General features: G+C 63.4%; 8 protein-coding genes. 4 read left to right on the top strand and 4 right to left on the bottom strand.

What is annotated here, in order from left to right:
• Window positions 1-37: 37 nt before the first annotated feature.
• Window positions 38-1,708 carry a 4Fe-4S binding protein gene (locus ACX4ZE_RS13650; RefSeq protein ID WP_480273770.1) on the bottom strand — a complete coding sequence of 557 codons (1,671 nt, stop codon included), beginning with the start codon at window positions 1,706-1,708 and terminating at the stop codon, window positions 38-40.
• A 176-nt stretch (window positions 1,709-1,884) separates the two neighbouring features.
• Here ACX4ZE_RS13650 and ACX4ZE_RS13645 point away from each other — a divergent pair, with 176 nt between their 5' ends.
• The 3 genes from ACX4ZE_RS13645 (at window position 1,885) to ACX4ZE_RS13635 (ending at window position 4,032) form a co-directional block, all read left to right on the top strand.
• Entirely contained in the window at window positions 1,885-2,376 is a 492-nt protein-coding gene (locus ACX4ZE_RS13645; protein ID WP_480273769.1) for a SixA phosphatase family protein, read from the top strand.
• A 193-nt stretch (window positions 2,377-2,569) separates the two neighbouring features.
• The gene (locus tag ACX4ZE_RS13640) at window positions 2,570-3,025 is read left to right on the top strand and encodes a MerR family transcriptional regulator (protein ID WP_480273768.1); all 456 of its coding nucleotides are present in this window, start codon (window positions 2,570-2,572) and stop codon (window positions 3,023-3,025) included.
• On the top strand, window positions 3,022-4,032 hold the full coding sequence (locus ACX4ZE_RS13635) for an aldo/keto reductase (protein ID WP_480273767.1): 1,011 nt from the start codon (window positions 3,022-3,024) through the stop codon (window positions 4,030-4,032). The genes ACX4ZE_RS13640 and ACX4ZE_RS13635 overlap by 4 nt, the downstream gene beginning before the upstream one ends.
• Before the next feature lie 8 nt (window positions 4,033-4,040).
• Here the strand turns inward: ACX4ZE_RS13635 and ACX4ZE_RS13630 are convergent, their stop codons facing one another.
• Window positions 4,041-5,111 carry an NAD(P)H-dependent flavin oxidoreductase gene (locus ACX4ZE_RS13630; RefSeq protein WP_480273766.1) on the bottom strand — a complete coding sequence of 357 codons (1,071 nt, stop codon included), beginning with the start codon at window positions 5,109-5,111 and terminating at the stop codon, window positions 4,041-4,043.
• 216 nt (window positions 5,112-5,327) lie between these two features.
• Here ACX4ZE_RS13630 and ACX4ZE_RS13625 point away from each other — a divergent pair, with 216 nt between their 5' ends.
• A complete protein-coding gene (locus tag ACX4ZE_RS13625; RefSeq protein ID WP_480273765.1) occupies window positions 5,328-6,365 on the top strand; it encodes a TIGR03617 family F420-dependent LLM class oxidoreductase in 1,038 nt (345 codons plus the stop codon).
• Between the two features lie 106 nt (window positions 6,366-6,471).
• On the opposite strand, the gene ACX4ZE_RS13620 is transcribed toward ACX4ZE_RS13625, so the two are convergent.
• Complete coding sequence (locus ACX4ZE_RS13620) at window positions 6,472-10,425, bottom strand: DNA-directed RNA polymerase subunit beta' (RefSeq protein WP_480273764.1); 3,954 nt, start codon at window positions 10,423-10,425, stop codon at window positions 6,472-6,474.
• Window positions 10,426-10,564: 139 nt separating this feature from the next.
• On the bottom strand, window positions 10,565-14,071 hold the full coding sequence (gene rpoB / locus ACX4ZE_RS13615) for a DNA-directed RNA polymerase subunit beta (protein ID WP_480273797.1): 3,507 nt from the start codon (window positions 14,069-14,071) through the stop codon (window positions 10,565-10,567).
• Window positions 14,072-14,218: the final 147 nt, after the last annotated feature.

Raw genomic sequence — 14,218 nt, 5'->3', positions numbered from 1 at the left:
GCCGGATCCCGAAGGACCCGGCCGATCCGAGGAATAATCAGTCGCGGGCGACCCTGAGCAGATCTTCCCTAGTGGTGAACTTGACCCGCGGCCTGTCCTCAGCCTTGCCCGCCGACTTCTCCGCCTGGTCGATCGCCCGCCAGCCGACCCGATCCACCAGGTCGGCTCCGCGCTGTTCGAGCAAAGCCCTCAACGCGGCGCGGTCCCCCTGTGGCACGCCGAGCTTGCCCGCGATGAAATCGGCGACCAGTAGATCTACCGTCTCCGCAGAATCGTTCCGGTTCGTGCCGATAACGCCGCGAGGCCCGCGCTTGATCCAGCCACTGACATACACACCGGACAGCGGCCTGCCGTCCGCGCCGATCACCCGGCCGTTCTCATTGGGTACAGTGCCGCGGTTGACGTCGAATGGCAGATCGCTGACCGGCTCACCGCGATAACCGACCGAGCGCAGCACCAGCGTGGCAGCGATGCTCTCAGTACGGTCGGTCGGCCTGGCCACCGGTCGGCCGCCCATGTCGACCAGTTCGTTGTGGACCAACTCCACCGACTCGACCTGCTCGGTGCCGGTGAGCGCGGTGGGTGAGACCAGATAGCGGAATATGATCCGCTTGTTGCCCTCGGTACGACGACCGACCGCGTATTCCTTGGCGAGCGTGTACTTCAAGGTCAGTGCCGGCTCGATCTGTGGGTCGTTCAGAATCGCCTGGCTTGCCTCGTCGAGTTCCAGATCGGCCTCATCCACGATGATGTCGACACCCTCTATATGCGTCAAGGCGAGGAACTCCGGTGAAGTATAGGCCGCCTGCAGCGGGCCGCGCCTGCCGAGCACGACGACCTCACGAATTCTGCTCTGCCGCAGCGCGCTCAGCGCGTGGTCGGCGATATCGGTCTTGGCCAGTTCATCAGGGTCGACGATCAGCACGCGTGCCACGTCCAACGCTACGTTGCCGTTGCCGATGATCACAGCCCGTTCACTGGACAGATCGAAAGTCCGGTTCGCGTAGTCGGGGTGACCGTTGTACCAGGCGACGAACTCGGTGGCAGAATGACTGCCCGGCAGATCCTCGCCGGGAATATCAAGCCTACGGTCGGTCGAAGCGCCGACCGCGTAGATCACGGCGTGGTGGTGGCGCAGCAGTTCCTCGTGCGATATGCGCGTGCCCACTTCGACATTGAGGTAGAACTGCAGCTTATCCCGACGAAACGCCGACTCGAACATATTCGACACCGCCTTGGTGCCGGGGTGATCTGGGGCGACGCCCGCTCGGACCAGACCCCACGGGGTCGGCAGCCGATCGAACATCTCGACCTCGACATCAGCCCTGCGCAGAAGTTCGTCGGCCGCGTAACAGGCCGCGGGTCCGGTGCCGACGATCGCCACCCTCAAAATACCCAGTTCCTTCGGTGGACGCGCTGGAGTGATGATCGGATCGAAGTTCGACTCCAGCGGATGCCGCTGGAAGTAGGCGGCATTGATATCCCGGAATCGAGCCAGCGCGGCAGGCAAGTCGTCCTCGGCGAAGATGGCCTCGACCGGACACACATCGACGCAGGCGCCACAGTCGATACAGGTGTCGGGATCGATGTAGAGCATCTCGGTCGTCGCGAACTCCGGCTGCTCCGGGGTAGGACGGATGCAGTCGACCGGGCACTCGGAAACGCAGCTGGCGTCATTGCAACAACGCTGCGTGATTACGTAGGCCATATTGTGCTGATCCTCGAAAATACGTGGGCTATGGCCAACCATGGGTGTGCGGTGGACAGTCAGGATGTCCTTCCCGTCCGCCGCAGGGGTTGCCTGCAAAGCCCGTGATGTGATGCCACCTTTAGTTTGCCTCGAGTGTGGCCGATACCTCACCTCGGAGGCCTTACGGTATCCACATGGTGCGGAACCTGATTCTCATGCGGCATGGCAAATCGTCCTATCCCGATGGTGTCGACGATCATGAACGACCACTGGCGCCGCGTGGGCACCGTGAGGCCAGGCTGGCGGGCCAGTGGCTGCACGAGACCCAGCCCTCGATCGACGCTGTGCGCTGCTCCACCGCCACACGTACCAAACAGACGCTCACCGCCACCGGAATTACCGCACCGGTTGTCTTCGAGGACGCGATCTACGAAGCCACGCCCGCGGCGCTCATCGAGTTGATTCAGCTCAGCGAAGCTAACGTGACGACATTGCTAGTGGTCGGACACGCGCCGGGGATGCCGTGGACAGCGTGGGAGCTGGCAAGCAATCGCAACTGCGCACCCGCCGTGGAACTCAGTAGAAAATTCCCGACTTCCGCACTCGCGGTACTTCGCTTCGACCGTCCCTGGACCGATGTGGGCACGGGAACCGGGGAGCTGATCCACTTCTATATCCCGCGCTGACCGCACGTGTGGTGAAACCTCCGAACAGCCACCACACCATGTCGGGCGCCGACGCGCCCGTGGGCCGCGCTCGCCACGAACCGATCGAAATGCTCGGGTAATCGGACTTGCTTGGAGCGTGCTCCAGGTGACTAGCGTCATCGGTGTTCAACGAGGCGGTCGACGTCGGCGGTCAACGAGAGGGATGGGTGCCATGAGCGAATCCGCACCACACAGCAGCCGGAGCAATTGGGAACAACCGCAGTATTCGATCGGTGAGGCGGCCGAGCGATCGGGACTGAGCCGGGACACATTGCGGTGGTACGAGCGGATCGGACTGATGGATTACATCGACCGGGACCACACCGGTAAGCGCCGGTTCAGTGTTCGTGATCTGAACTGGCTGGCGCTGATCGGCAAACTGCGCAACACCGGTATGCCGGTAGCGGACATGCTCCGCTACGCGGAGTTGGTGCGGATGGGGGAATCCACAATCCCCCAGCGACTGGAGATGTTCCGGAACACCCGCGCCGAGGTACTGGCCAAGATCGATGAACTTCGTCGAACCCTGGACGCACTGGATAACAAAATCGCCATCTATGAGGGCAAAACCCTGGCGAGCCTGCCGACCGGAGTCACCGCACACAACAGCGAAGGAAGCAAGGTATGACCAACACCCACGCACTTCCTACCACCACGCTTGGCGCCACAGGCATCGAAGTGGGAACGCAAGGGCTGGGCTGCATGGGGATGAGCGAGTTCTACGGCCCCAGCGACCTCACCGAATCGCGGGCGACGCTGGACCGAGCGCTGGAACTGGGTGTCACGCTGTTCGACACCGCCGACATGTACGGCTCCGGTCACAATGAAGAATTCCTCAGTGATTTCGTCAACGCCCACCGTGAGCGAGTGGTGATCGCCACCAAGTTCGGTATCGTCCGTAAAGCGGACGACCTATCCTACCGAGGTATCGATAACTCCCCCAGTCATATACGCCGTGCCGTGGAAGACAGCCTGCGCAGGCTCCGGATCGACACCATCGACCTGTACTACATGCACCGCAAGGACCCCGCTGTCCCGATTGAGGACACTGTCGGCGTACTGGCGGAATTGGTGCGGGAAGGCAGGATCCGCGCACTGGGCCTGTCCGAAGTGACCGGGGCCGAACTACGTGCCGCACACACGGTGCACCCGATCGCCGCACTGCAGTCGGAGTGGTCACTGTTCTCCAGGGACGTGGAGCAGACCGCGGTGCCCGCTGCCGCGGAACTGGGCGTGACATTCGTGCCCTACTCACCGCTGGGGCGCGGCTTCCTCACCGGATCGTTCAACAGTATCGCGGATACGCAGGACTTCCGTTCCTCGATGCCACGCTTCTCCGGCGTCAACGCGGCACATAACGTCGAATTGCTCGGGCCGCTACGGGCTATCGCCCGAGCACGGGGTATCACCTCGGCTCAGGTCGCGCTGGCTTGGGTGCATGCACAAGCCACCGTGCGCAATCTCGCCGTAGTCCCGATTCCCGGTACCCGCAGCCGGACCCGGCTCACTGACAATGTGGCGGCCGCGACCATGTCGCTGACCGCGAACGAACTGGCGACGCTGGAGCCGATCGCGAGCAAGGTGGCCGGAAATCGTTACGCGGACATGACTTCGACCTCGGCAGGCCGGGAATAGCAAGCGGCTCACGCGAGCAGGTCACACGCGTCGCGCCACATTCTCGCCACCACCTGACCCGCAGGCTCTTCGGTGGCTAACGCGGCGCCTTGTCCGGCCCAGTAGTTACCCCGGTCCACTCCGTCGCGAAACCCAGTGCCGCGCCGCCACTGGGTAACGAGCCGCAGCTGGTCCGGATACGGCGCCGGGCGGGGTGCTTGCGGCCGCGTCCACGCCATGAGATAAGGCGTCTTGACAGCACGTGCCGTGCGGCCGGTGTAGGCGCGGGTGGTCATCGTGGCATCAGGTGCCAAACCGTCCAGTGTGTCGGCCCATTCTTTGCCGATGTCCGTCTCCGGGCAGCGCAGCAAGGAGGTGCCCACCTGTACGGCACTGGCTCCCAGGGCCAAAGCCGCCGCCACCCCGCGACCGTCCGCGATTCCACCAGCAGCGATGATCGGCACCTGCAGGTGGTCGGCAAACCAGGGGAGCAATGCGAACAAGCCGATATCGGTGCGCTCGGTGTCTTCCTGATCGAACATGCCTCGATGGCCACCGGCTTCCGCTCCCTGCGCGACAATCGCATCGGCGCCGGCATTCTGGGCGGCGAGGGCCTCGGCGAGCGTAGTGGCGCAGGCGAACCAGGCGATCCCCAGGTCATGCATTCGGCTCACGTATTCCGCTTCGAATATGCCCATAATCGAGGAGATCACGGTGGGACGCACCGCGAGCATGGCCTCGCACTGCGCCTCGTAATCCGGTGGTGCGTCGACTGTCTCTCCTGGCGTGCCGAATCGGCTGAGGAATTCGCGTACACGCTCGATCCTGTGCTCACGCTCATCAGCATCAGCGAGCGGCGCATCCGGTATCCAGATATTCAGCTGGAATGCGCCTGCGGACGCACTACGAAACCGCTCCGCCCACTGTGCGATGCTCGATGGGCTCTCCTTGAGCACTCCGGCGGCGCCCATACCACCTGCCTCGGCCACCGCGATCGCCAGTGCGGGTGGGCTGGAGCCGGCCATCGGTGCCTGAAGGATCGGTATCCGCAGCCCGAACCGTTCACAGAACTCGAGCGCCTGACTGCGCGCCTTGGTCATGATGATCTCCCTATCTCGTGTGACTTTCCTACAGATCCGTTTCGTAACGCGGCATCAGGCGTCTTGCCCTTGGTGCCGTTGAGTTCATCCTCGAAATTGCCCGATCACCAGGAATCGAACCCGTCCGGGCCAATGGATGCCCGGCCGATCTGGTGGGTCCTCTCCCTTACTTGACTACTTGACGATGTCAGACACCAGCTTTTAGCCTGCGCAGCTGTGCAGGCTTATTCGGCAATGGATCCGCGACTACCACTGACAGCGGTTCCTGCCTACGCTCAACGTATCGAGCAGTTGGGGTTCCACGGCCTGCATATTCCCGAAACGATTCACGACTCCCTCGCGGTGGCACTGTTGGCGCTCGAGCACACTACGCGCATCACCGTTCGCACAGCGGTAACGCTTGCGTTCGTACGCAGTCCGACCTTGGTGGCCTATACCGCATGGGACTTATCGGCGCTGTCCGTAGGACGATTCGAACTCGGGCTCGGCACTCAGATAAAGCAGAACATCGAGGGCCGTTTCGGTGTGCAGTGGAGTGAGCCGCGGTCGCGCATGAAGGAGTATCTAGCAGCCCTTGACGCTTTGTTCGCTGCGTTCCGCGACGGTGGGCCCCTGCACTATAAAGGCGATCACTACCGGCTGACCCGCATGCAGCCCTACTTCAACCCCGGTCCCAGCACTACTGGAACACCACCCATATGGTTGGGCGCGGTCAACGCCGGTATGTGTGAACTGGCAGGCCAAGCGGCACACGGCGTCATCACGCATTCGACCAACGCCGACCCCGGCTACCTCCGTGATGTCGTACTCCCCGCATTGTCTCGGGGGGCAGCAAGCGTGAGTCGTCGCACCCGCCCATTGGTCCTGGCGGCGCCGGCCATCGCGATGGGGGCAAGCGACGACGATGTCCGACAGGAGCGGGAACGGCAGCGGCGTATGCTGGCGTTCTTGTATTCCACACCGTCCTATTCACCGACGCTCAGTCTGCGTGGTTGGACCGAGTTGCCGAAGCGGCTTCGCGTGATGATCCGCGCTCAGCGGTGGGCGGACCTACCTGCGCTGATCACCGATGCGATGCTCGACGAGCTGGTCGTCTGTGGACGGTACGAGCAGCTACCCGCCCTGTTGACAGCAAAGTATGGCTCAGTGGCCGATGGCGTTGTGCTACCTCCCCTACGAGAAGGACACGACGACCGACCGCTGCAGGAATGCATTGCCGCGCTGACGCGAACACCCATCGAGGACGAGTCATAACGGCATCCACGTTGCCGCAGGAAACTGAAGCTACAGCCGAGCCGATAAAAGCAAACGGCCCCCGCTCTGAACAGAGGCGGGGGCCGAATGCTGTCACACTACATGATCAGCGGTAGTCACTGAAGCCGTAGTCGTCCAGCGGAACAGCGGCGCCGGTAGGCTGACCGAAGCTGTCCGGGCTGTAGTAGGTGTCGTCGTAGGACGGCACCGCATACGCTGCGGCGCGAGCTTCTTCGGTTGGCTGCACCTGAATATTCCGGTAACGGTTGATACCGGTGCCTGCAGGGATCAGCTTGCCGATGATCACATTCTCCTTGAGGCCGATGAGCTTGTCGGAGCGGCAGTTGATCGCCGCGTCCGTCAAGACTCGGGTGGTCTCCTGGAAGGATGCCGCCGACAGCCACGAATCAGTGGCCAGCGACGCTTTGGTGATACCCATCAGCACCGGGCGACCCGACGCGGGCTCGCCACCCTCAGCGACCACCCGGCGGTTGGCTGCCTCGAACTCGGCGCGCTCGGTGAGCGAGCCGGGCAGGAACTCCGTCGAACCCGAGTCGATGATCGTCACCCGACGCAGCATCTGACGCACGATGACTTCGATGTGCTTGTCGTGGATCGACACACCCTGCGAGCGGTAGACCTCCTGGACCTCGTGGACCAGATGGACCTGGACCTGCCGGGGACCCATCACGCGAAGCACCTCGTGTGGATCCGCCGCGCCTTCCAGCAACTGCTGGCCGACCTCGACATGATCGCCGTCCGACAGCAACCGCTCGGTGCCGTCGTCGTGTTTGAACACCCGCAACCGTTGCCGCTTCGAGAGCTTGTCGTAGACAACCTCTTCGCCACCGTCGTCTGGGATGATGGTGATCTTGTAGAAGCGATCGTCGTCTTCCATCCGCACCCGGCCGGAGACCTCGGCGATGGGTGCCTTACCCTTCGGCACTCGCGCCTCGAACAGCTCCTGCACGCGCGGCAGACCGCCGGTGATGTCGTCGCCGGCGACACCGCCCTGGTGGAAGGTACGCATGGTCAGCTGGGTACCGGGCTCGCCGATGGACTGCGCGGCGACAATACCGACAGCCTCACCGATATCGACGAGCTTGCCGGTCGCCATGGAGCGGCCGTAGCAGGTAGCGCACACGCCGGTGCCGGTGGTACAGGTCAGCACAGACCGGACCTTCACCTCGGTGATGCCCGCCTCCAGCAGTGCCTCCAGGGCCGGGTCGCCGAGATCGGCACCCTTGGCCACGATGACATTGCCCTGCTCGTCGAGCGCATCGGCCGCGAGCGTGCGCGCGTAGGTCGAGGTCTCCACATGCGCGTCGCGGATGATCGAGCCGTCGAGCTGCTTCTCGGCAATCGGCACCACGATGCCGCGCTCGGTGCCACAGTCGTGTTCGCGCACGATGACGTCCTGCGAGACGTCCACCAGACGACGGGTCAGGTAACCCGAGTCCGCGGTACGCAGCGCGGTGTCGGCCAGACCCTTGCGCGCACCGTGGGTGTTGATGAAGTACTCCAGAACCGTCAAGCCCTCACGGAACGAGGACTTGATCGGGCGCGGGATGAACTCACCCTTAGGGTTGGTCACCAGACCCTTCATCCCGGCGAGAGTACGGGTCTGGGTGAAGTTACCCGTAGCGCCCGAGTCGACAATCGTGATGATCGGGTTGTCGGCCGGGTAGTGGGCGCGCAGTGCCTTACCAACCTCCTCTGTCGCCTCCTGCCAGATCTTGACCAGGGCGTTGTTGCGCTCCTGATGATCGAGCGCACCACGCTGGTACTTCTTCTCGATCTGATCCGACTGCGCCTCGTAGCGCTCCATGATCTCGGCCTTCTCCGGCGGCACCAGCACGTCGGACATCGAAACCGTGACGCCGGAACGGGTGGCCCAATAGAAGCCCGCGTCCTTGAGTTTGTCGACGGTCTGCGCGACCACGATCATCGGGTAGCGCTCGGCGAGATCGTTGATGATCGTCGCCTGACGCTTCTTCGGCATCTGCTCGTTGATGAACGCGTAGTCCGTGGGCAGCAGATCGTTGAACAGCACCCGTCCCAGCGTGGTCTCGATAGTCCACGCGTCGCCACGACGCCAGCCCTCCGGGAACAGCTCCGTCTCGATATCCTTCGGCGGGCGCTGATCGGTCAGCCGGACTTTGATCCGCGAACGCACGGTGAGCTCGCCGCGGTCCACCGCCATCTGTGCCTCAGCGGGCGAGGAGTACGCGCCCTGTTCCGGAGCATCTCCAGTCGCCGACTGGTAGGAACCCCGCGCCCCCTCTTCGAGTCGAGTCAGGTAGTACAGGCCGGTCACCATGTCCAGACGCGGCATGGCCAGCGGCCGGCCCGACGCGGGCGAGAGGATGTTGTTCGACGACAGCATCAGCACCCGTGCCTCGGCCTGCGCCTCCGCCGACAGCGGCAGGTGCACGGCCATCTGGTCGCCGTCGAAGTCGGCGTTGAACGCCTCACAGACCAGCGGGTGCAGCTGGATGGCCTTGCCTTCCACCAATTGCGGCTCGAACGCCTGGATGCCGAGACGGTGCAGGGTGGGCGCGCGGTTGAGCAGCACAGGGTGTTCGGCGATGACCTCTTCGAGGACATCCCACACCTGCGGGCGCTGCCGCTCCACCATCCGCTTGGCCGACTTGATGTTCTGCGCGTGGTTCAGGTCGACCAGACGCTTCATCACGAACGGCTTGAACAGCTCCAACGCCATCAGCTTGGGCAGTCCGCACTGGTGCAGTTTCAGCTGCGGACCTACGACGATGACCGAGCGACCGGAATAGTCGACGCGCTTACCGAGCAGGTTCTGCCGGAACCGGCCCTGCTTGCCCTTGAGCAGATCCGACAGCGACTTCAGCGGACGATTGCCCGGCCCGGTGACCGGGCGCCCGCGGCGTCCGTTGTCGAACAACGCGTCAACAGACTCCTGCAGCATCCGCTTCTCATTGTTGACGATGATCTCGGGCGCGCCGAGGTCGATCAGTCGCTTGAGCCGGTTGTTGCGGTTGATCACGCGCCGGTACAGGTCGTTCAGGTCGGAGGTGGCGAAACGGCCACCGTCGAGCTGAACCATCGGGCGCAACTCCGGCGGAATCACCGGAACGGCGTCGAGTACCATGCCCATCGGCGAGTTGCCGTTGGTCTGGAATGCCGCGACGACCTTGAGCCGCTTGAGCGCGCGTAGCTTCTTCTGCCCCTTACCGGTGCGGATGACCTCGCGCAGCGTCTCGGCCTCGGCCTCGATGTCGAAGCTCTCCATCAGCTTCTGGATCGACTCCGCGCCCATAGCGCCGGTGAAGTACTCACCGTAGCGGTCGACCAGCTCGCGGTAGAGCACCTCGTCGACGATGAGTTGCTTGGGGGCCAGCTTGGTGAAGGTGTTCCAGATCTCCTCCAACCGGTCCAGCTCGCGCTGGGCGCGGTCGCGCAGCTGACGCATCTCACGCTCGCCGCCGTCCTTGACCTTGCGGCGCACGTCGGACTTGGCGCCTTCGGCCTCCAGCTCGGCCAAGTCGGCTTCGAGCTTCTGCGCGCGGGCCTCTAGATCGGCGTCACGCTGATCGCTGACCGCCTTCTTCTCGACCTCCATCTCGGCCTCTAGCGTAGACAGCTCGTTGTGCCGCAGCTCTTCGTCGACAGCCACGATGACGTAGGCGGCGAAGTAGATGATCTTCTCCAGATCCTTCGGCGCCAGGTCGAGCAGGTATCCCAAACGCGAGGGCACGCCCTTGAAGTACCAGATGTGCGTGACCGGAGCGGCCAGCTCGATATGACCCATCCGTTCACGGCGCACCTTGGCGCGAGTCACCTCGACGCCACAGCGCTCACAGATGATGCCCTTGAAGCGGACGCGCTTGTACTTACCGCAGTAACACTCCCAGTCCCGGGTGGGACCGAAGATCTTCTCGCAGAACAAGCCGTCCTTCTCCGGCTTGAGCGTGCGGTAGTTGATGGTCTCCGGCTTCTTCACCTCACCGTAGGACCACTGGCGAATGTCTTCGGCGGTGGCGAGGCCGATCCGGAGTTCATCGAAGAAGTTGACGTCTAGCACGTAACTTCCTTTCCCCTGTGCGGGTCGAATTCGAGCAAAAGTTCACTAGTGAGTGTCTGCCGAGGCTTTATTCGGCGGCCACCCAGGAAAAGCGCGAGGTGGCCGGCTGCCGTACTGCGGCGGCTTCCGGCCTTCCCGCCTAGTTCGCCAGATCGTCGACGGTGGCCGCTTCGTTCCTCGACAGGTTGATGCCCAGGTTGGCCGCCGCGCGCTCCAGGTCTTCGTCGTCGCCGTCCCGCATCTCGATCGCGGCGCCATCGGAAGACAGCACCTCGACGTTGAGGCACAGCGACTGGAGTTCCTTGAGCAAGACCTTGAACGACTCCGGAATGCCCGGCTCCGGGATGTTCTCGCCCTTGACGATCGCTTCGTAGACCTTCACCCGACCGACCACGTCGTCGGACTTGATGGTCAGCAGTTCCTGCAGCGTGTACGCCGCACCATAGGCTTGCATGGCCCAGCACTCCATCTCCCCGAAGCGCTGACCACCGAACTGCGCCTTACCACCGAGCGGCTGCTGGGTAATCATGGAGTACGGACCGGTCGACCGCGCGTGGATCTTGTCGTCGACCAAGTGGTGCAGCTTCAGAATGTACATGTAGCCGACCGCGACGGGGTACGGGAACGGCTCACCTGAGCGTCCGTCGAACAGCGTGGCCTTGCCGTCGTCGTTGACCATGCGCTCGTCGTCGCGGTTGGGCAGTGTCGAACCGAGCAGGCCGGTCAGCTCCTCCTCGCGCGCACCGTCGAAAACCGGCGTGGCGATGTTGGAGTCGGCCGGAGCCCCGAGCATCACCTCCGGCAGCGCCTGCGCCCACTTCGGACGGGTACCGTCGGCGGCCACGTCGACCTGCCAGCCCGCCTTGCCGATCCAGCCGAGGTGGGTCTCCAGGATCTGACCGATATTCATACGACGCGGCACGCCGTGGGTGTTCAGGATGATGTCGATCGGGGTACCGTCCGGGAGGAACGGCATGTCCTCGGTGGGCAGGATCTTGCCGATGACACCCTTGTTGCCGTGTCGGCCTGCGAGCTTGTCGCCATCCTGGATCTTGCGCTTCTGCGCCACGTACACGCGGACCAGCTCATTGACGCCGGGGGGAAGATCGTCGTCGTCGTCACGGGAGAACACTCGGATGCCGATGACCTTGCCGGACTCACCATGCGGCACCTTCAGCGAGGTATCGCGTACCTCGCGCGCCTTCTCGCCGAAGATCGCGCGCAGCAGCCGCTCCTCCGGAGTCAGCTCGGTCTCGCCCTTCGGGGTAACCTTACCGACCAGGATGTCGCCGTCGCGGACCTCGGCGCCGATCCGTACAATGCCACGCTCGTCCAGATCGGCGAGTACCTCGTCGGAGACGTTCGGAATGTCTCGGGTGATCTCCTCGGCGCCCAGCTTCGTGTCGCGGGCATCGATCTCGTGCTCTTCGATATGGATCGAGGTGAGCACGTCCTCCTCCACGAGGCGCTGCGACAGAATGATGGCGTCCTCGTAATTGTGACCTTCCCACGGCATGATCGCCACGAGCAGGTTCTTACCGAGGGCCATCTCGCCGTTCTCGGTGCACGGGCCATCGGCCAGGACCTGCCCCTGCTCCACCCGCTGCCCCTCGTCCACAATCGGACGCTGGTTCGAACAAGTGCCCTGGTTCGAGCGGTTGAACTTGCGCATCCGATAGCTCTTGCGCGTTCCGTCGTCGGCCATCACGGTGACGTAGTCGGCGGAAACCTCCTCGACCACACCGGCCTTCTCGTTCACCACGACATCGCCCGCGTCCACGGCCGCGCGTAGCTCCATACCGGTACCTACGACCGGCGCCTCGGAGCGGATCAGCGGAACGGCCTGGCGCTGCATGTTCGCACCCATCAGGGCGCGGTTGGCGTCGTCGTGCTCCAGGAACGGGATCATGGCGGTCGCGACCGAAACCATCTGGCGCGGAGAGACGTCCATGAAGTCGACCTCGGTGGCCGCGACCAGCTCGTTCTCCTCGTTGCCTCGGCGGCACAACACCCGCTCTTCGAGGAAGCGGCCGTCCGCGCCGATCGGCGAGTTCGCCTGAGCGCGTACGTGGCGGTCTTCTTCGTCCGCAGTCAGGTAGACCACCTCGTCGGTGACCTGACCGCCGACGACTTTCCGATACGGCGTCTCGATGAACCCGAACGGATTGACTCGCGCGTACACCGACAGCGAACCGATCAGGCCGATGTTCGGGCCTTCCGGAGTCTCGATCGGACACATGCGACCGTAATGCGACGGGTGCACGTCGCGGACTTCCAGGCCGGCCCGCTCACGAGAAAGTCCACCAGGGCCGAGTGCCGAGAGGCGGCGCTTGTGGGTCAGGCCCGACAGTGGGTTGTTCTGGTCCATGAACTGCGACAGCTGGGACGTTCCGAAGAACTCCTTGATCGCGGCGACGACTGGACGGATGTTGATCAGGGTCTGCGGCGTGATCGCCTCGACGTCCTGGGTGGTCATCCGCTCACGGACCACGCGCTCCATTCGGGACAGGCCGACCCGGATCTGGTTCTGGATCAGCTCACCGACGGTACGCAGGCGACGGTTGCCGAAGTGATCGATGTCGTCCACTTCCACCGGAACCTCGACACCGCCGGGAGCGGTCATGGTCTTGTCGCCCGCATGCAGACGGACCAGGTACTCGATGGTGTTGACGATGTCTTCCTTCGTCAACACTGAGCCGGTGATCTGCTCGCCCGCGCGGATGCCGAGCTTCTTGTTGATCTTGTACCGGCCCACGCGCGCCAAATCGTAGCGCTTCTCCTTGAAGAACAGGTTCTCCAACAGGGTCTGCGCCGACTCCTTGGTCGGCGGCTCACCCGGGCGCAGCTTACGGTAGATGTCCAGTAGCGCCTCGTCCTGACCCGCGGTGTTGTCCTTCTCCAGGGTCGACATCATGATCTCGGAGAAGCCGAAGCGCTCGACGATCTCCTCAGTAGTCCATCCCAGCGCCTTCAGCAGCACGGTGACCGGCTGACGGCGCTTGCGATCGATACGCACACCGACGGTGTCGCGCTTGTCCACATCGAATTCCAGCCACGCCCCTCGGCTCGGGATGACGCGCACGCTGTGCAGGTCCTTCTCCGTGGCCTTGTCGACGGTGTGATCGAAGTAGACACCCGGCGAACGCACCAGCTGCGAGACGACCACACGCTCGGTGCCATTGATGATGAACGTGCCCTTGTCGGTCATCATCGGGAAGTCACCCATGAAGACCGTCTGGCTCTTGATCTCACCAGTGTTGTTATTGATGAATTCCGCGGTGACGAACAGCGGCGCCGCGTAGGTCATGTCCTTGTCTTTGCACTCGTCTATCGAGGCCTTGACCTCTTCGAAGCGCGGACCGGAGAAGGACAGAGACATCGAGCCGGAGAAATCCTCGATCGGGGAGAGTTCCTCCAGTACCTCTTCGAGGCCACCGACTAGGCCGACGTCGCCGCGATCGGCGGCACGCGCGCGCCATTCCGGCGAACCGACCAACCAGGCGAAAGATTCCGTTTGTAGATCGAGAAGTCCGGGCACCTCCAAGGGCTCACGGATCTTTGCGAAAGACACCCGCAACGGGGCTCCGGGGATTCCGGCAACTGCCTTGGTCTGGGTGGAGACTGCCAAGATGCGTCCTTCCAGCACCTCACGCGCGTCGCGTGGTGGTCCGCGACCGTCGCTCTGTCTGCTACGAATTCCGCTGGTCACAACCCGAACGAAACTCGAACAGGCACCACTGAAAGTAACACCGAAAAGGTGAACTTACATGTGCACATCGAGGTATGGACAGGA

This window comes from Nocardia sp. TBRC8007 (genome assembly GCF_056629435.1).
This window is presented reverse-complemented; position numbering and strand designations above follow the sequence as displayed.